A 16,354-nucleotide genomic window follows, 5' to 3' on the forward strand; every position below is an offset into this window, starting at 1 on the left:
GCGCCGGGAGTCATTCGCCGGCGAAGACCCGGAGCTGCAGGGCGAGCGTGCCGTAGTAGCCGACCAGCGTCGTCAGCTCGAACAGGCCGCGCTCCCCCAGGGCCGCCACCGCCCGCGCGTACTCCTCGTCGGCCAGCCGGCCGCGCGCCGTGAGGGCCGCGACGGCCCCCAGCGCGGCGCGCTCGGCGGGGTCGTCCGGCTCGGGCAGGCCGCCCTCGCGCAGCGTGGCCAGCTCGTCCTCGGTGAGGCCGCAGGCCCGGCCGGCCGCCTCGTGCGCCTCGCGCTCGAACGCGCTGCCCCAGTGCGCGGCCACCGCCAGGATCGCCAGCTCCCGTACGCGGGCGGGCAGGACCGAGCCGTAACGCACCGCGGCCCCCACCGCCTGCAGCGCGCCGCCGACCGGCGGGCTGAGCAGCATCGCGTTGAACGGGCCGCGCAGCCGCCCCTCCTCGTCGGCCAGCGCGAACGGCTGCGGGCCCAGCGACCGGGGGCCGCCGGCGATGGCCTGGTAGACCTGCCGCTGGTCCTCGTCCAGCTCGTCCGGGCGCAGTCCGGCCAGGCGTCGCACAGGGGCGCTCCGCTCCACTTACGGCCTCCGTTCGTCTATTTAGGTGGGTATTACAGCGTGCCTTCTATGGTGACGCCCGAGGAAGACCCGGGAGCGTTCATGTCACAGAGGAAGGTCAAGCGCAGGCGCGCCGAGCTGCGGCGCGAGGAGGCCGCGCGGCAGGTCAGGCACAAGCGGGCGGTGCGCAGGTTCGTGCTGGTCGCCGTCGCTCTGGTGGCGGTGGTGGCGGTCGGTACCGGGGTGCTGGTGGTCACCTCGCTCGGCAAGCCGCCGGAGACGGCCGCGCCCGCCGCCTCCATCTCCCCTCCGTCATCCGCGTCGCCGTCGCCGTCACGTTAGGAGGCGGGCCCGTCCCGCGGTCACACGCCGACGGTGTGCGGGAGCGCGGGGTGCTCGGCGTACGTCTTGAGCATCGAGAGGTTCTGGCGCAGCCGGCGTTCGGGGTCGGCGCCCAGCAGCCGGGCCACGACGTGGCCGGCCGCCCCCGCCACCGGGTTGTACGTGAGCCGCACCTGCACCTGGGTCCGGCCGCCCGGCACCGGGGCCAGCCGCACCGTGCCCGCGTGGGCGATGAGCTCGCCCTCGGCCGACTTCCAGGCCAGCTCGCGGCCCTCCACGCGGCGGGTCTCGCTCGCGTCGAACCTGACGGGAGTGCCGCCGGGGCCGCTGACCAGCCAGTGGGAGGTGCGGCCGTCGGCGGACAGGCGTACCTCGTACACGTTCGGCATGAAGTTCGGGAACGCCGAGTAGTCGCTGACCAGGTCCCAGACGGCGTCCGGGGGCGCGTTCACGGTGACGGCGGCGGTGACGTCGATGCCCCGGCGTCCGGCGTTGATCCCGGTCAGGCGGCGCAGCGGCAGGTTCGTCGCGGCGCGGACGGCCAGCACCCCGGCCAGGCCGCGCGCCGCCGTCGCGAACGGGGCCGGCAGCCGCAGGGTCCAGAGGACGGCCGCGGTGGCGCCCGCCAGGAAGCGGGCGGTCGGCGACCACCGCATCTGCAGCAGCTCGGGCACCGGACGCCGGAGCCGGCCGCCACGCAGCCGGGGCGTCCCGCCGCCCTCGATGTGGGTGGTCCAGGTGGCCTCGACCCGCCGCACGCCCGGGACGCGGCGGATCGCCTTGCGGGTCCGCTCGTCCTCCACGGCCAGTACGTCGCCGGCGAGCGTGACGATCCGGTCGTGCACCTGGACCTCGACGGCGTGCGGGTGGCTGACGTGGCGGCCCAGCTCGGCGCGTACGCGCTCGTGCAGGACCCGGTCGTCGACCGAGTGGCCTCGGTAGCGGTAGCGGACCGCCGCCCCCAGTCCCCGGCCGCGGTTGGCCAGGTCGCGGCTCAGGACGCCGAGTCCGTCGCGCACCTTGTGCGTGGCGTGGGCGGCCTTGTCCCGTCCTCTGGCCCGGCGGCTGCGTCCTCGTACCGGGTCGAAGAGGTACGCCACCGCGGCCCCGGCGCAGAATCCCGCCGCCGCCGTGGCGGCCTTCCCCGATCCGCGCCGCTCTCCGGTGGCTCTGTCGTCCGTGCTCGCGCGCATGTTGTCCCCCTTGGTCCGCCCCTCGGTCAGCGGCTACCCGTCTCCGGCCCCTGTCATGCGTCGTCGCTGCTCACCGCCTCGGCCCAAAATAAGTCCCTTTTGTCGGCATATGTCGTTTTTTGCTGAGGGCTGCGGGCATGGAGGGACGGATTCCGACCGGGCGCATACGCGCAAAGGAGCGGGCCATGAACGAAACGGGCAAAGTCGCGCTGGCCCTCGTCGCCGGCTACTACCTCGGCAGACGGCACAAGCTGCGCATGGCCACGGCCATGGCGGCGACGGTGCTCTTCCGCCGGCTGAAACGAAACGGCGGCGACCTGCTGAGTGCCTCGCCGGAGCTGGGTGCGCTGACGGGACGGCTGCGCGGCGAGTTGCTGGATCTGACGAAGTCCGCCGCCATGACGGCCGCGGTCCGGCAGATAGAGGCCCTGGCCGACCGGCTGGAGCAGGCCGGGCAGCAGGAGCAGACCGGGCAGGCCGACGAGGGCGCCGAGGAGGGCCCCGAAGAGGGTCCCGAAGAAGGCGCGGAGGAAGGCACGGAGGAAGGCACGGAGGAAGGCGCTGAAGAGGGCGGCGAAGGCGAAGAGGAGAGCGGCGGTGAGAAGAGCGCCGCTGAGAGGAGCGGCGAGGAAGAGGACGAGGAGAAGCCCCGCAGCACGAGATCCCGCCTGTCGAAGCCGCGCGTGCCGAAGCCGCACGTGCCGAGGGCCGCCGATCGGGTCAGGTCGGCCGCGGCGGGCGTGACCCGGCGCCGGTCGTCCGATCGGGACAAGACGAGGGAGTGAGCACGATGGCCGAAGCGCTGAAGGCGGCGGAGAAGGTCGTCGGTAAGGGTGTCGGTAAGGGTAAGGAGACCCTCGGCAAGACGCCGGTCGTCGGCAAGGCGGCCTCGAAGCTGCCGACAGGACAGCTCACCTCAGCCCTGCGGCGGCTGGGGGTGGTCGCGGCCGAGCGGGCGCTGTCGTCGGTGATCGGCAAGGTCGAGGGCATGAACGGGCGGCTGAACGACTTCACGCCCGGCGGCTCGGGCGGCGGCTCCGGAGGCGGCTCGGAGGGCGGCTCGGGAGGCGGGTTGCTCGGCGGCGCCGCAAGCAAGCTGCTCGGCGGCTCCGGAGGCGGGTCGATCGGCGGTTCGACGCTTGCCGGGGCGGCGAAAGGCGCCATCAAGGGCGTGTTCGGCAAGATCTTCAAGCGCGGCAAGGGCTCGGGCGGCAAGACGCTCAAGGTCACCAACATCGTCGAGACGATCGACATCGGGGCGCCGCGCCGGATCGTCTACAACCAGTGGACGCAGTTCAGGGACTTCCCGACGTTCATGAAGAAGGTCGAGAACATCGACCAGCAGGCCGACGAGAGACTGGCCTGGAAGGCTCAGGTCTTCTGGTCCCACCGGAACTGGCGCGCCAAGATCCTGGAGCAGGTGCCGGACGAGCGGATCATCTGGCGGTCGGAGGGCGACAAGGGGTACGTGGACGGCTCGGTCACCTTCCACGAGCTCACGCCCGACCTGACCCGCGTCGTGGTGATCCTCGAGTACTACCCGAAGGGTCTGTTCGAGCACACCGGCAACCTGTGGCGTGCCCAGGGACGGCGGGTGCGGCTGGAGCTGAAGCACTTCGCCCGGCACGTCATGTCCCACGTGATGCTGAACCCCGAGGAGATGGCCGAGGACGGCTGGCGGGGCAAGATCCACGAGGGCGAAGTAAGCGAGGCGACCGAGGAGGAAGGCGCCCCCGGAGAGGAAGAGGAAGAAGAGGAAGGCGCCGAAGAGGCGGCGCCTGAGGAGGAAGAGCCCGAGGAAGAGGAGCCCGAAGGCGAAGAGCCTGAAGAGGAGCCTGAAGAGGAAGAGCCCGAAGAGGAGGAGCCTGAGGAGGAGGAGCCCGAAGAGGAGGAGCCCGAAGAGGAGGAGCCCGAAGAGGAGGAGGAGCCTGAGGAAGAGGAGCCCGAGGAGCCTGAGGAGCCGGAGGAGCGGTCGGCTGCTGAGGGGAGGCGTGAGGTTCGGGCGGAGCCGCGCCGGGCGGGCAGGCCCAGGGAATCGATGCGCCCGGTCCGCCGCAGGTCCTGACCATGGCGGTCCAGAGCGAGCAGAGGCAGGGCGCGCGCCCCCGGGCGCCCGCCCTGTACGTGTACGGCATCATCCCGGCCGACGTCGAGGTGGACGAGCAGGCGCACGGCGTCGGCGGGCCCGGCACCGTGCAGGTGATCCGCCACCGTGAGATCGCCGCCCTGGTGAGCGAGACGGACCGGTCCACCGGCGCCACGGACGACGACGAGCCCGCCGGCGGGGATGCGCACGAGGACCTGCTGGACGCCACCGCCGCCGAGGTCCCGGTGGTGCCGCTCCCCTCCGGGACGATCGTCCCGGACCGGGCGACGGTCCTGGAGGAGTTGCTGAAGCCGCGTCACGACGAGTTCGCCCGGGCGCTCCGCGAGCTGGAGGGGCGGGCCGAGTACCTGGTCGAGCTGCGCTACGCCGAGTCCGGACGGCCGTCGGAGCCCGACGTGCGTGCCCTGGTCGAGGCGCTGGCCCCGGTGTCGGTGCGCCTGTCGCCGACCCGGCCGACGGGCAGGCGGGACACGGCCAGGCTGGCGGTCCTCGCCGAGACCGGCCGGGCCGGCGAGCTGGAGCGCGCCCTGGACACGCTGGCCGAACGCTGGGCGGGCCGGATCGACCTGCGCCTGTTCGGCCCGCTGGCCCCGTACGACTTCACGCCGGCCCGCTGAGGCCGGCCGGGGGTCAGCGGGAGGCGGCCAGGCGGTTGGTGAGCAGCGCCTCCATGACGGCTTGCGCGGCGGGCAGCAGGTTGGCGGCCTGCGCGAGCACGCGCGAGGCGGGCCCGTCGACGACGGCGGCCTCGACCTCGGCCCCACGGCGGAGCGGCAGGTGGTGCAGGAAGATCGGGTCGGGCCCGGCGGCGGCGAGCAGGTCGGCGGTGACCCGGTAGGGGGCGAGCCCCGCCGTCGCCGCCCTGGAGACGGGCCACGCTCCGGTGCAGACGGCGTCGGCCTCCTTGACGGCCTCGTACGGGTCGGGCGTGACGATGACCCTTCCGCCGCCGGAGGCGGCCTCCTCGGCCCTGGCCAGGACGGCGGGGTCGGGGCCGGCGCCTTCGGGGGCCGCGACGGCCAGGGTCAGGCCGGTCAGGGCGACGGCCTCGATGAGGCTGTGGGTGACGTTCGAGGCCGGGCCGACGCAGGCGAGCTTGCGGCCCCGCAGGTCGCCGAGGTGCTCGCGGAGCGTCATGAGGTCGGCGAGGGCCTGGAGCGGGTGGTGGTCGTCGGTCAGCGCGTTGAGCACCGGCACGTGCGCCGCCCGCGCGAACCTGACCGCCTCGGCGTCGTCACAGATCTGCAGCACCACGAGCGCCGTGTACGCGCCGATCACCTGTGACGGCTCCCCCAGCCGTCCCACGCGGCCGGGCCGGCGCGGGTCGGGCCCGGCGTGCAGCGGGGTCCCGCCGAGCCGGGAGACGGCGGTCTCGATCGGGACGCGGATCCGGGCGCACGGCCGGGCGCAGTACATCAGCACGGTACGCCGGCGCAGCAGCCCGGGCGCCGCGAGCGGCCGGGCCTTGAAGTGGTCGGCACGGTCGAGCAGGAACCGCAGCTCGTGCCGGTCCAGGCCGGCGATGCGCAGCAGGTGCCTCACAGGGGCCGCTCCTCTCGGCGGGCGACGCGGGTGAAGGGGTCGCCATCCCAGCACACCACTGGGCCTACCCACGGGTACGGAGGCTAAGGAATCCAAATGGACGGACTTTCGTCCCTACGGCATCCGGAAGGTGAAAACGCAGGTGCCGGTGGGGACGGAGGCGGTCAGCCGTACGCGATGGACGGTCTCCCAGCGGCCGTCGTGGCCGCGTACCTCCAGCTCTTCCAGGATCGGCCGGCCGCCCGCGCGCAGGACGAAGTGGCCGAGGTCGAGGTGGTTGTGGGGCCCGGCGCTGTTCAAGCGGGGCGGCGTGTACTTCATGCTGACCTGGGGCGCCACCGGCCGGCAGCCCAACCAGGCCAGGCACGCCACCGCGACCGCCATCACCGGCTCCTGGAGCCCCTGGCAGGACGTGGGTGACGCGACGACCTCCGGGTCGCAGCCGGCGTACGTGCTGCCGGTGCAGGGCATGTCCGGGACCTCGTACCTGTATCTGGGCGACAGGTGGGCCGGGGCGTGGGGCGGGCCGGTCAACGACTCGCGGTACAACCAGCAGTTCCTGCGCACCCCGCTGTAGGGCGGCGGCTCACCCCCAGAAGCGGTCATGCCCTGGTCAAAGGCCCACCCCCACCCGAATCGGCACAATTTGTGACGTTAGAGTGACAAATTGTGAACGAGAAGCTCGTGGAAATAGCCTGGCCCGGCCTCGGTGTCACCGTGGCCGCCGAACTCGACCAGCGGAACCCGGCCCTCGCCCAGTGCTTCTGGGACGCGCTGCCCTACCGCAGCCTGCAAGGTCACGCCCTGGTCGCCGGCCATCACCTCTACCACGTCGCACCGGTCCACTCGCTGCTGCACGCGCCCGCGGAGCACCGCGTGGACCGGCGCACCGTCCCGGACGGGACCCTGTTCTGCTCGCGGCTGCAGCATCTCGGCATCAAGTACGGCGAGCTCACCGAACCCATGACCGCCACACCCATCGGCCAGGTGCTGCCGGAGCACCTGGACGCCCTGATCGAGGCGGGCCGCGAGGTCTGGCGGGCCGTCTACACCACCAAGGAGCCCGTCATCGCCGAGGTGCGCCGCGCCGGAGAGTCCGGCGGCCACCGGCTGCCCCGGCTCCCGGTCGGCGACCCGCAGGTCAACGCGCTCATCACCGACGTGCACGCCGAGACCGAACGCATCTGGCTCGACCCGCCGCGCGAGCTGGTGGACCTGCACGAAGGCCGCATCGCCTCCCGCGCGGGCAGCTACGAGACGGTCCTGACCACGCTGCTGTTCGTCAACGGCGAGACCCGGCCGCTCGGCTACAGCTGCTACGGCGGCCTCGTCCGCGCGGCCATCGAGGGCATGCCGATGCCGTGGCTGCGGCAGATGACCCGGCTGCTGGCCCACACCCCGGCGGAGTTCCTCGGCTACTGCGGCCTGGACACGCTCTGGGGCTTCACCCGGCGGCTCCTGGACAACCTCGACCGCGTCAACGACCACGTCGACTTCATGTCCGTGATGGCCACCATGGCCCTCTACTGCAACTGCCTCGGCGGGTGGAACCTGCACCTGTTCCCGTGGGAGGCGGGCGACAGCCTGCGCCGCGTGGAGGCCCACGTATGACCGACACGCGCGTGGCGGTGATCGGCGGCGGCGTCATCGGCCTGTCGATCGCCTACCACCTCGCGGAGGCCGGGGTCGAGACGACGCTGCTCGAACGCGGCGCGCTCGGCTCCGGCGCCTCGCGCGCCACCGCCGACGTGGTCCGGTCGTACTTCGCCGGCAACCCCGTCAGCTCGGCGCTGGCCGTACGGAGCCTGGAGGCCTACCGGGCCTTCCCGGTCCGGCCGGGGACCGACCTGCCGCTGCGGCAGGTCGGCTACCTCGTCCTGTTCTCCGCGCCCGAGCAGGTCGCCGCCTTCGAGGCCGACCTGCCCGCGCAGCGGCGGGCGGGCGTGGACGTCCGGCTCATCGGCGTGGAGGAGGCCAGGGAGCGCAACCCGCTCCTCGGCGACCTGCCGCTGCTGGCCGCCGCCTGGTCGCCGCAGGCGTACGTCTCCGACACCGCCGCCATCGTCACCGCCTACGCCGAGGCGGCCCGGCGCTCCGGCGCCACGCTGCTCACCGGCCGCCCCGTCTCCAGGATCGACTCCGCGGCCGGGCGGGTGTTCACCGAGGACGGCGGCGAGCTGACGGCCGAGGCGGTCATCTGCGCGGCCGGCGCCTGGTCGCCCGCCCTCGTCCGCGGCGCGGGCGTGGACCTGCCGATGACCGCGCCCATCGAGCAGGAGCTGCTGGTCACCGACCCGCTGCCGCCCGGCACGCCGGAGATCCCGTGCACCCTGCACGCGGCGAGCGGCCTGCTGTCGCGCACCCGCGGCGACCGGCTGCTCGTCGGCATGGGGTACCCGGGTCCCGACCGGGAGGCGTGGCGGCGCGAGGTGGCGGAGCGGTTCGCGGAGACGTACCCGGGTCTGGCGGAGCTGGACCTGCACCCGGCCGTCACCGGGCTGCGCGACGCCAGCCCGGACCGGCGCGCCTTCATCGGCCACCTGCCGGGGCCGCCCGCGTTCCTGTACGCCACCGGCTTCTCCGGGCACGGCCTGTGCAACGCGCCGGCCGCCGGCGAGCTCGTCCGCGACCTCTACCTCGACCAGGACCCCGGCATCGACATGACCGCGTTCGCGGTCGGCAGACAACGAACGGGATGACCCATGACCGAGCTCGTGCGTTTCATCATCGATCCCGCGGCCCAGGACCCGCACGCCGACGACGACCGGCTGCGCGCGGCCGGGCCGCTCGTGCCGGTGACCGCCGAGGGCGTCGACGCCTGGGCGGCCACCCGGTACGCGACCCTGATGACCGTCCTCACCCACCCCGACCTCACGAGGGAGATCCAGTACTGGGACCCTCTGGAACGCTCCAAGCTGCCGCCGGGGACCGCCATCGACCGCATCGTCACCGACATCTCCATGCTGAACGCCGACGGCGAGGAGCACCGGCGGCTGCGCGCGCCGCTCACCGCCGCCTTCACCCCGCGCCGGGTGCAGCGCCTGCGGCCCACGATCGAGGCGCTGACCGGCGCGCTGATCGACGACCTCGCCACCCTGCCCGCGCACGAGCCGGTGGACCTGCGGGCGCGCTTCGCCTATCCGCTGCCGCGTGACGTGATCTCCGAGATGATCGGCATCCCGCCGGCCCACCGGGAGCGGATGCACGAGCTGACCGACGCCGTCGCGCACGTCAGCGCGGACCTCGCGGACGGCCCGCGGGTGCGCGAGGAGCTGCGCGCGCTGCTGCGCCGCATCATCGAGGAGCGGCGGCGCTCGCCCGGCGAGGACATCATCACCGACCTGATCAGGCTGCGCGAGCAGGACGGGGGCAGGCTCTCCGAGGACGAGCTGTTCGCCACCATCGACCTGCTGTTCATCGCCGGTCACGTGACGACGGTCAACCTCATCACCAACGCCGTCGGCGCCCTGCTGCACGAGCCCGGCCAGCTCACCCTGCTGCGCTCGGGCCGTTGCCCGTTCAGCGCGGCCGTGGAGGAGACGCTGCGCTGGGACTCGCCGGTCGCCTACTTCCCGTTCCGCTACGCCAAGCGCGACGTCGAGATCGACGGCGTGCACCTGCGGGCGGGAGAGGCCGTGCTGGCCTGCTTCGCCTCCTCGGGACGGGACCCTGAGCGGTTCGGCGCGGACGCCGACCGCTTCGACCTCACCGATCCGCCGGCCTCGCACCTGGCCTTCGGGCACGGGCCGCACTTCTGCCTGGGCGCGCCGCTGGCCAGGCTGGAGGCCGAGATCGCGCTGCGGGCCCTGTTCACGGCCTTCCCCGCGATCAGGGCCGCCGGGCCCCGGGAGGAGCTGCGCCAGATCGACACGCTGCTCGGCAACAGCACCCGTACGATGCCGGTCGTGCTCGGGCCCCGCGCCCGATAGGCGTAGGGGGCGCCGGAGGAACGGGCTCCTCCGGCGCCCCCGGCCGCCTTGGGGGCGATAGCCTGCTTCACGTGTCTCAGCCCGATCTGCGCGCCCCGATGCGCCTGGCGACCACCATCCGCCCCTACGACTGGGGGTCGGTGACCGCGCTGCCCGAGCTGTTCGGCACGGAGCCGACCGGGCAGCCGCAGGCCGAGCTCTGGATGGGCGCCCATCCAGGCGCGCCCTCCACCGTCGGGGGCGTCCCGCTCGACGCCGTCATCGCCGCCGACCCGGCCGCCGCCCTCGGCCCCGGCGCCGCCGCGCGCTTCGGCGGCCGGCTCCCCTACCTGCTCAAGATCCTGGCCGTGGCCCGCCCGCTGTCGCTGCAGGTGCACCCGAGCGCCGGGCAGGCGCGCGCCGGCTACGCCGCGGAGAACGCGCGCGGCATCCCGCTCGACGCCCGCGAACGCACCTACAAGGACGACTCGCACAAGCCCGAGATGGTGTGCGCCGTCACGCCGTTCCACGGGCTGTGCGGCTTCCGCTCCCCCGCCGGCACCGCCGGGCTGCTCGACCGGCTGGGCGTGCCCGGACTGCGCCCCTGGATCGGCATGCTGCGCGCGGAGGAGCCCGCCGCGGCGCTGCGGGCGGTCTTCGCCGAGATGCTCGGCGACGCCGCCGCGCCGCTGCGCGCGGAGGTCGAGCGCGCCCTGCTCGCCGCCGGCGACCCCGAGCTCGCCCCGTACGCCGAGATCGCCCGCGCCTGCCCCGGCGACCGCGGCGTGACGGCCGCCCTGCTGCTGCACCACGTCGAGCTGGCCCCCGGCGAGGCCCTCTACCTCGGGGCCGGTGTGCCGCACGCCTACCTCGGCGGCGTCGCCGTCGAGATCATGGCCAACTCCGACAACGTGCTGCGCTGCGGCCTGACCACCAAGCACATCGACGTGCCCGAGCTGATGCGGGTGGTCGGCTTCACGCCGGGCGAGCCGCACCGGGTCGCCCCCGAACGTGGCGGTCCCGGCGAGCACCGCTACCTGCCGCCCGCGCCGGAGTTCGCGCTGGCCCGGCACGAGCTCGACGGCGAGCGGGCGCACGAGCTGCCCGGCGGCGTGCCGCAGATCGTGGTCTGCGTCGAGGGCGAGGCCCGGCTGGACGGCGTCCCCGCGCTGCGCCCCGGAGAGTCGGTTTTCATCCCCGCGGAGGTTTCGACCACCCGTCTTGAGGGTAAGGGGACCGCCTACCGGGCGACCCCAGGAGCTTGACAAGCCAGGCATCCCCTGTGATGCGGCTTCATCGACGGCGAACAGTGCCGTAGGTCCCGGCACGTCGAGTCCTTCGCCGCTACCCCCAGGCCCCGCCGCCCGGCCACCATCAAGGTGTCCCCGTTTTCCGGAGGTGAACCGATCATGGTTGGCGGTCGCATGCTCATGGAGGCGCCGGCTCTCGACCTCGAGCTGCTGGCGCTCAGGAAGCGTCTCTCCGAGCTGGAGGAGCAGGTGCGCACGCTCAGCGCGGCGAACCTGGCCCTCGTCCGCGCGATGGAAGGGCTCGACGAGCGCGTACGCGCCCGCGAGGACGAGCAGCCCCTGGCGACCGCCCTCTGAGCCGAGGCTCCTGCTGGTCAGATCGTGGCCCGATCGTGCTGGGGCTGCCCTTGAGCGGTGGCCGTTCCCGGCGGGCACGCGGGCTGCGTCACCCATCCCACGGCGTTCGCCCGCACGCTGTTGCGACGTCCTGACTCCCACGCCGGGGGGCGTCGTTACTGCCTGATGCCGCCGGCCCTGTCCCGGCGCTCCTCGCCCCTGCCCGCCAGATCGAAGGTCTGCAGGGTCCTTCCCCCGGCGTCCACCCGCCAGAAGCGGGCGAAGCCCAGGTCGCCGCGCCAGACGCGGAGCAGCTCGGCCCTGCCGTCGCCGTCGTGGTCGGCCACCGACCAGGTCGTCACCGCGCCCGACTGCCACTCCTTGAGCCGCTTGCCGTCGGGGGTCCGGTCGGGCCCTCTGTGGGTGACGACCAGGCCGGGACGGCGCAGCCCTCGCGCGGAGCCGGCCAGGATCTCCGCCCTGCCGGTGGCGCCGGCGGAGGCGGCGACCTCGCCGGAGACGAGGTCGTCGCGGCCGTCGCCGTCCAGGTCTCCGGAGGCGAGGCTGCCCCGCAGGCCGGTGAGGACCTGCGGGTCGCCCCCGCGGCCGTAGAAGACGCGGGTGACGCCGTCGACGGACGGGGCCTCCGTCTCGTGGCCGGGCTCGTCGTTGCGGCTTCCGCTGTCGCCGATCGCCACGTCGCGGCGGCCGTCGCCGTCGAAGTCGCCGAACACCGCCGAGCTGCCCGTGGCCACCTCACGGAGCTCCCCGCCGGCGAGCAGCCAGGCGCGGGCCTGCTCGCCGTCCTCGGGCCCGTACAGGACCGCGCCAGGACCGTGCGGGTCGGTGATCAGCCGGCCGGGCCACTCCCCTGCGGGCAGCGGCCGGCTCGTCTCACGGGCCGGCCTGCCGGACCTGGTGAACGGCCCGTGGAGGAGGACGAGGCGGGCGCCGTCCGCGCCGTCGCCCCTGTCGACCGCCATGAGGTCGACCGCGTCGTCGCCGTCGAGGTCGGCCACGCCGGTGCCGCCGTCGGACGCCAGGACGGTGGCCGGAGCCCGCCCGCCCCAGAAGATCGACAACGAGGCGTCCCGGATGACGACGTCCGCGCAACCGTCGCCGTCCAGATCCGCGAGCTGCGGGACCGCATCGCCGGACATGCTCCCGTCGCCCACGAGGCGCGCCGTGGACAGGTCGAGGCCGCGCGGCGATCCCCGCACCACCACGAGCTGCCCCCGCCTGAGCGACTCGCCCGTGGCGCCCCGCCAGACGAAGGCGAGGTCGGCGTACCCGTCGCCGTCGAGGTCGCCGGGCACCCCGTCACCGCCGCACCGCGGCTTCCGCCGCGGATCCGGCGAGGCGGCCGGGGTGACCATGACCGGCGAGGACGCGACCGCCGGCGACGTGCCCGACGGCACGGACGGCGACACGGGCGGTGACGCGGCGGGGCCGGAGGCGGCGCAGCCGGCGAGCGTCAACGCCACGAGGGAGAAGCCTAGCTTCCTCACCATGTCGGCCCACTATGCCGCAATCCGCGGTGTAGCGCTCCCCCGTCGAGGGATCGGCCCTCAGGAGCGCCGGCGGGCCCTGATGACGTAGTCCACGTGGGTGCCGGGGCCGCCGTCGGGCGCGGTGCGCTCGCGGGTGAACTCCTCGCAGGTCAGCACCTCCCACTCGGGCCCGGTCAGCTCGACCGCGTCGAGGACCTCGCCGGGCGTCGGGAAGGCGACCTCGACGGGCGGCTCTTCCACCCAGGACGGCCAGCCCAGGTGGCCGGTGATCAGCAGCGTCCCGCCGGGCACGACGGCCGCCGCGGCCTTGCGCAGGACCTCCTCGCGCGGCAGCTGCACCGGGGAGTGCAGGTAGCTCGCGCTGACCAGGTCGTAGGAGCCTTCGGGGAAGGACGTCGCCAGGTCGTGGCGGCGCCACTCGATCCGGTCGGCGACGCCGGCCCGGGCCGCCTCCTCGGCGGCGCGGTTCAGCGCCACCTGGGAGATGTCGGTGGCGGTGACCCGCCAGCCGCGCTGGGCCAGCCAGATGGCGTCGGCCCCCTCGCCGCAGCCGAGGTCGAGCGCGCGGCCGGGCGGCAGGCCGGCGGCCTCGCGGACGAGGGCGACGTTGGGGGCGCCGCTCCAGATGCGGTCCTGCTCGCCGTAGCGGCCGTCCCAGAACTCCTCGGCCGTGACCCCTTCGGGCACCTCGAAGCCGCTGTTCCCGTGCCCGTGCCCGTGCCCGTGCCCGTGCCCCTGCCCGTGCCCCTGCCCGTGCCCGTGCCCGTGCTGGTTCGCAGGGCCGTGGGCCGGCGTGCGGAGGGCGGCGACGGCGCGGCGGCTCTCCTGCTCGATCAGGTCGGCGTTGATGGCCGCGGCCGCGCGCACGGCGCCGGCCGCCGCGGCGATGACCTGGTCGGTCACGTTGACCGCGTTGCCCGCCACCCACACGCCCGGCACGCGGGTGGCGCCGGTCGGGTCGGCCGGCACGTGGGTGCCGATGACGTGCCCGGCCATCACCAGCTCGGCGGTCTCCAGCCCGAGGCCGGGCAGCAGGTCGGCGCGGGCGCTGAGCCGGGTGCCGACGGCGAGCGCCTCGCACGCCACGACCCGCCCGCCGGCGAGCCGCACCCCGGTCAGCCGGTCGCCGTCGGTCTCCACGCCGGTCACCCGCCCCTCGACCACGGTGACGCCCCGCGCGGCCAGCTTCTCGCGCTGCTCGTCGTCCGGCAGGGGCCCGTCGTGCAGGAAGAACGTCACCCGCTCGCTCCACTGCCGCCACAGCAGCGCCTGGTGCACCCCCAGCGGCCCGGTGGACAGCACCCCGATGGCCCGGTCGCGCACCTCCCACCCGTGGCAGTACGGGCAGTGCAGCACGTCCTTCCCCCACCGCTCGGCAAGGCCGGGCACGTCCGGCAGCTCGTCCACCAGGCCGGTGGCCAGCAGCAGCCGCTCGGCCTCGACCGCGGACCCGTCCGCCAGCGTCACCCTGAAGGGTCCCGGTTCCTCGCCGCCCAGGCGCTCGGCGGCCACGACGGTCCCGGTGACGATCTCGCCGCCGTACCCGGCGACCTCCTCGCGGCCGGTGGCCAGCAGCTCGTGCGGCGGCGTGCCCTCCCTGGTCAGGAAGGTGTGCACGCCCCGGGCGGGGGCGTTGCGCGGCCGGCCCGCGTCCACGACCAGCACCTTGCGCCGGGCCCGGCCCAGGGTCAGCGCCCCGCTCAGCCCGGCGGCCCCACCGCCCACGATCACCACGTCGTACTTCGTGTTCACCGCTTCGACTCCCTCCGCGTCATGTCTGAGCGCCACTGTCCGCGACAAGGGGCCAGATTGACAAACTTCGTTGCCGGAACGGCAAATTGGGGGCAGTCGCACGGACGGCGAAACTAGGTGAAGAGGCTCAGGAGCAGCAGTCTCGAATCGATGGAGGACACGGCCGTGCTCTCCCTGATGAGGCCGAAGAGGTCGAAGCCGTCATGTGCCTCCGCGTAGACCCAGGCGCCGAGGTTGAACGTGTACGTCCTGCCGGGGCGCATCACCCACGTGACCTCCATCAGCTCACCCACCGCGAAGCCCTCGCTGCTGTGGCTGGTGTTGGGGGTGTCGCCGGCGACTCGGATGCGCCATCGTTTGTCCGTGGCGGAGGTGACGAACCTGCCGTCCTCGAACACGGTGAGCTCCGTGCCGCCTTCGCTGGTGGCGTCCGCGTCGAAACCGTGCTGGGTGACCTTGCCGTACTCACTTGTCGTGCGGTATGCCCGCCCGATCGCTCCGACCTGCTTGTCCACCCGTATCGCGACGCCGACACCCGCGTGGGCGGTGATCCAGGTCGAATCGCCCTCGATCTGCCTGATGCCGACATCGATCTTCGCCACCGCGGTCTCACGGCTCACCGACATCCTGGGGAAGTTGCCTCCGTCGCTGTCGGACCACTTCCAGTCGTAGTGAAACGGCGTCCCGAAGAGTTTGAGGTTCTCGCGGACCTCGACGTCCATCAGAACCGGGGAGAGCGTTGGCCGGCCGAGAACAGGCTCCGCATCGGCCTGCCCGTCCTCCGCCAGCAGGGAGCGTCCGCGCATCGCCTGGAACATGAGCGCGGCGTCAGGATGCTCCTCCAGATACTTCACCAGTTTGGCGTTGGCCTCGCGCGCGGGTTTGGACGACTCCGCCTGCGCCGCGCGCCTGCTGGCGATTCTCTCGCGGGAGCGTTCTCTCAGGCCGGCGATCGACTGCTCGACGCACCGGCGCTGATCCTCGTCGAGACTGTCGTCGAAGCGTATGTCGGCCATGGATCCCGTCGCGCTGGTCGCGGAAGCCTTCGGCGCCATAGGACACCCCCATTGAGAGTCATCACTCCATGACCGAGCGTAACCGTGGAACGGTAGCTCGATCCCGCGACATATGTATAGAAATCCCCAATAATGCGGGCCACGTGGAGCGCCCGGCACGCATGATCTTCCGTGTGCCCGTACCGAGCGGCGCTCGGCGTCCCGCTGATGGCAGTCTGTGGCCATGGAAGTGAATGACGTGCTGCTGGCAGTGGGGCCGCGGCTGCGCGCGCTGCGCCAGGAGCGCGACGTGACGCTGGCGGAGCTGTCCAAGAGCACCGGCATCTCGGTCAGCACGCTGTCGCGGCTGGAGTCCGGGCAGCGCAAACCCACCCTGGAGCTGCTGCTGCCACTGGCCCGCGCCCACCAGGTGCAGCTCGACGAGCTGGTGGGCGCGCCCGAGACCGGCGACCCGCGGGTGAGCATGCGGCCGGTCAAGCGCAACGGCGTGACCTTGATCCCGCTGAGCCGGAACCCCGGCGGGCTGCAGGCGGTCAAGCTGATCTACCCGCCAGGCTGGCCGGGCTTCGTGCCGGAGCAGCGGGTCCACGAGGGATACGACTGGCTGTACATGCTCTCGGGGCGGCTGCGGCTGCTGCTCGGCCCGCACGAGGTGATGCTGCGGCAGGGTGAGGCGGCCGAGTTCGACACCCGCACCCCGCACGCCTTCCACAACCCGGGCGACCAGCCGGCCGAGGTGCTGGCCCTGTTCGGGCCGCAGGGCGAACGCATGCACGTCCGCGCCCGTCCTGCCCCCAAGTAGCTCCCGGAGCCGCCTCAGAACGCCTAAAGT

The 16,354-nt window shown here is 73.5% G+C and carries 18 protein-coding genes; 11 read left to right on the plus strand and 7 right to left on the minus strand.

The window, feature by feature from the left end; genetic code table 11:
- Nucleotides 1-10: 10 nt before the first annotated feature.
- A complete protein-coding gene (locus tag Nocox_RS24390) occupies nucleotides 11-568 on the minus strand; it encodes a carboxymuconolactone decarboxylase family protein (RefSeq protein WP_020540177.1) in 558 nt (185 codons plus the stop codon).
- Nucleotides 569-667: 99 nt separating this feature from the next.
- On the opposite strand from Nocox_RS24390, the gene Nocox_RS24395 reads away from it, so the two are divergent.
- Nucleotides 668-907 carry a hypothetical protein gene (locus tag Nocox_RS24395; protein ID WP_020540176.1) on the plus strand — a complete coding sequence of 80 codons (240 nt, stop codon included), beginning with the start codon at nucleotides 668-670 and terminating at the stop codon, nucleotides 905-907.
- Between the two features lie 20 nt (nucleotides 908-927).
- Here Nocox_RS24395 and Nocox_RS24400 read toward each other — a convergent pair whose 3' ends face one another.
- On the minus strand, nucleotides 928-2,100 hold the full coding sequence (locus tag Nocox_RS24400; RefSeq protein WP_020540175.1) for an SRPBCC family protein: 1,173 nt from the start codon (nucleotides 2,098-2,100) through the stop codon (nucleotides 928-930).
- Nucleotides 2,101-2,285: 185 nt separating this feature from the next.
- On the opposite strand from Nocox_RS24400, the gene Nocox_RS24405 reads away from it, so the two are divergent.
- The 3 genes from Nocox_RS24405 to Nocox_RS24415 are packed head-to-tail and all read left to right on the plus strand — an operon-like array spanning nucleotide 2,286 to nucleotide 4,824.
- Entirely contained in the window at nucleotides 2,286-2,885 is a 600-nt protein-coding gene (locus tag Nocox_RS24405) for a hypothetical protein (protein ID WP_020540174.1), read from the plus strand.
- A gap of 5 nt (nucleotides 2,886-2,890) precedes the next feature.
- On the plus strand, nucleotides 2,891-4,165 hold the full coding sequence (locus Nocox_RS24410; protein ID WP_246649525.1) for an SRPBCC family protein: 1,275 nt from the start codon (nucleotides 2,891-2,893) through the stop codon (nucleotides 4,163-4,165).
- Between the two features lie 2 nt (nucleotides 4,166-4,167).
- Entirely contained in the window at nucleotides 4,168-4,824 is a 657-nt protein-coding gene (locus Nocox_RS24415) for a GvpL/GvpF family gas vesicle protein (protein WP_020540172.1), read from the plus strand.
- 13 nt (nucleotides 4,825-4,837) lie between these two features.
- On the opposite strand, the gene Nocox_RS24420 is transcribed toward Nocox_RS24415, so the two are convergent.
- Both Nocox_RS24420 and Nocox_RS24425 read right to left on the minus strand, forming a co-directional pair.
- Nucleotides 4,838-5,749: an ornithine carbamoyltransferase gene (locus Nocox_RS24420; RefSeq protein ID WP_020540171.1), complete on the minus strand. Its 912-nt coding sequence runs from the start codon at nucleotides 5,747-5,749 to the stop codon at nucleotides 4,838-4,840.
- A 114-nt stretch (nucleotides 5,750-5,863) separates the two neighbouring features.
- The gene (locus Nocox_RS24425; protein WP_020540170.1) at nucleotides 5,864-6,049 is read right to left on the minus strand and encodes a hypothetical protein; all 186 of its coding nucleotides are present in this window, start codon (nucleotides 6,047-6,049) and stop codon (nucleotides 5,864-5,866) included.
- 10 nt (nucleotides 6,050-6,059) lie between these two features.
- On the opposite strand from Nocox_RS24425, the gene Nocox_RS24430 reads away from it, so the two are divergent.
- The 6 genes from Nocox_RS24430 to Nocox_RS24455 all read left to right on the plus strand — a co-directional run bounded on the left by Nocox_RS24430 (nucleotide 6,060) and on the right by Nocox_RS24455 (nucleotide 11,264).
- The gene (locus Nocox_RS24430) at nucleotides 6,060-6,326 is read left to right on the plus strand and encodes a glycoside hydrolase family protein (protein ID WP_020540169.1); all 267 of its coding nucleotides are present in this window, start codon (nucleotides 6,060-6,062) and stop codon (nucleotides 6,324-6,326) included.
- A 92-nt stretch (nucleotides 6,327-6,418) separates the two neighbouring features.
- Nucleotides 6,419-7,360, plus strand: coding sequence for a cucumopine synthase-related protein (locus Nocox_RS24435; RefSeq protein WP_020540168.1), 942 nt, complete (start codon nucleotides 6,419-6,421; stop codon nucleotides 7,358-7,360).
- Entirely contained in the window at nucleotides 7,357-8,448 is a 1,092-nt protein-coding gene (locus Nocox_RS24440; protein WP_020540167.1) for an NAD(P)/FAD-dependent oxidoreductase, read from the plus strand. Before Nocox_RS24435 ends, Nocox_RS24440 begins: the two co-directional genes overlap by 4 nt.
- A 3-nt stretch (nucleotides 8,449-8,451) precedes the next feature.
- Complete coding sequence (locus Nocox_RS24445; protein WP_020540166.1) at nucleotides 8,452-9,678, plus strand: cytochrome P450 family protein; 1,227 nt, start codon at nucleotides 8,452-8,454, stop codon at nucleotides 9,676-9,678.
- A gap of 71 nt (nucleotides 9,679-9,749) precedes the next feature.
- Nucleotides 9,750-10,922 (plus strand): mannose-6-phosphate isomerase, class I, encoded by a 1,173-nt coding sequence (manA, locus tag Nocox_RS24450; protein ID WP_246649528.1) that lies wholly within the window; start codon nucleotides 9,750-9,752, stop codon nucleotides 10,920-10,922.
- Nucleotides 10,923-11,066: 144 nt separating this feature from the next.
- On the plus strand, nucleotides 11,067-11,264 hold the full coding sequence (locus tag Nocox_RS24455) for a hypothetical protein (RefSeq protein WP_157382726.1): 198 nt from the start codon (nucleotides 11,067-11,069) through the stop codon (nucleotides 11,262-11,264).
- A gap of 155 nt (nucleotides 11,265-11,419) precedes the next feature.
- Here Nocox_RS24455 and Nocox_RS24460 read toward each other — a convergent pair whose 3' ends face one another.
- From Nocox_RS24460 to Nocox_RS24475, 3 genes are all read right to left on the minus strand, one after another.
- Nucleotides 11,420-12,754: an FG-GAP repeat domain-containing protein gene (locus tag Nocox_RS24460; RefSeq protein WP_157382725.1), complete on the minus strand. Its 1,335-nt coding sequence runs from the start codon at nucleotides 12,752-12,754 to the stop codon at nucleotides 11,420-11,422.
- Between the two features lie 57 nt (nucleotides 12,755-12,811).
- The gene (locus Nocox_RS43220) at nucleotides 12,812-14,506 is read right to left on the minus strand and encodes an FAD-dependent oxidoreductase (protein WP_020540162.1); all 1,695 of its coding nucleotides are present in this window, start codon (nucleotides 14,504-14,506) and stop codon (nucleotides 12,812-12,814) included.
- A 113-nt stretch (nucleotides 14,507-14,619) separates the two neighbouring features.
- Nucleotides 14,620-15,561, minus strand: coding sequence for a hypothetical protein (locus Nocox_RS24475; protein WP_026213733.1), 942 nt, complete (start codon nucleotides 15,559-15,561; stop codon nucleotides 14,620-14,622).
- Nucleotides 15,562-15,745: 184 nt separating this feature from the next.
- On the opposite strand from Nocox_RS24475, the gene Nocox_RS24480 reads away from it, so the two are divergent.
- The gene (locus Nocox_RS24480) at nucleotides 15,746-16,324 is read left to right on the plus strand and encodes a helix-turn-helix domain-containing protein (protein ID WP_026213732.1); all 579 of its coding nucleotides are present in this window, start codon (nucleotides 15,746-15,748) and stop codon (nucleotides 16,322-16,324) included.
- The last annotated feature ends 30 nt before the right edge of the window (nucleotides 16,325-16,354 follow it).

This window comes from Nonomuraea coxensis DSM 45129 (assembly GCF_019397265.1).
Lineage (GTDB): Bacteria > Actinomycetota > Actinomycetes > Streptosporangiales > Streptosporangiaceae > Nonomuraea > Nonomuraea coxensis.

Excerpts from the sequence above, each read along its gene's own strand:
- Nocox_RS24440 (WP_020540167.1), top strand. The coding sequence starts at position 7,357 with ATGACCGACACGCGCGTGGCGGTGATCGGCGGCGGCGTCATCGGCCTG.
- Nocox_RS24445 (WP_020540166.1), top strand. The coding sequence starts at position 8,452 with ATGACCGAGCTCGTGCGTTTCATCATCGATCCCGCGGCCCAGGACCCG.
- Nocox_RS24415 (WP_020540172.1), top strand. The coding sequence starts at position 4,168 with ATGGCGGTCCAGAGCGAGCAGAGGCAGGGCGCGCGCCCCCGGGCGCCC.
- Nocox_RS24480 (WP_026213732.1), top strand. The coding sequence starts at position 15,746 with ATGGAAGTGAATGACGTGCTGCTGGCAGTGGGGCCGCGGCTGCGCGCG.
- Nocox_RS24455 (WP_157382726.1), top strand. The coding sequence starts at position 11,067 with ATGGTTGGCGGTCGCATGCTCATGGAGGCGCCGGCTCTCGACCTCGAG.
- Nocox_RS24460 (WP_157382725.1), bottom strand. The coding sequence starts at position 12,754 with ATGGTGAGGAAGCTAGGCTTCTCCCTCGTGGCGTTGACGCTCGCCGGC.
- Nocox_RS24395 (WP_020540176.1), top strand. The coding sequence starts at position 668 with ATGTCACAGAGGAAGGTCAAGCGCAGGCGCGCCGAGCTGCGGCGCGAG.
- Nocox_RS24405 (WP_020540174.1), top strand. The coding sequence starts at position 2,286 with ATGAACGAAACGGGCAAAGTCGCGCTGGCCCTCGTCGCCGGCTACTAC.
- Nocox_RS24400 (WP_020540175.1), bottom strand. The coding sequence starts at position 2,100 with ATGCGCGCGAGCACGGACGACAGAGCCACCGGAGAGCGGCGCGGATCG.
- Nocox_RS24475 (WP_026213733.1), bottom strand. The coding sequence starts at position 15,561 with ATGGCGCCGAAGGCTTCCGCGACCAGCGCGACGGGATCCATGGCCGAC.
- Nocox_RS24410 (WP_246649525.1), top strand. The coding sequence starts at position 2,891 with ATGGCCGAAGCGCTGAAGGCGGCGGAGAAGGTCGTCGGTAAGGGTGTC.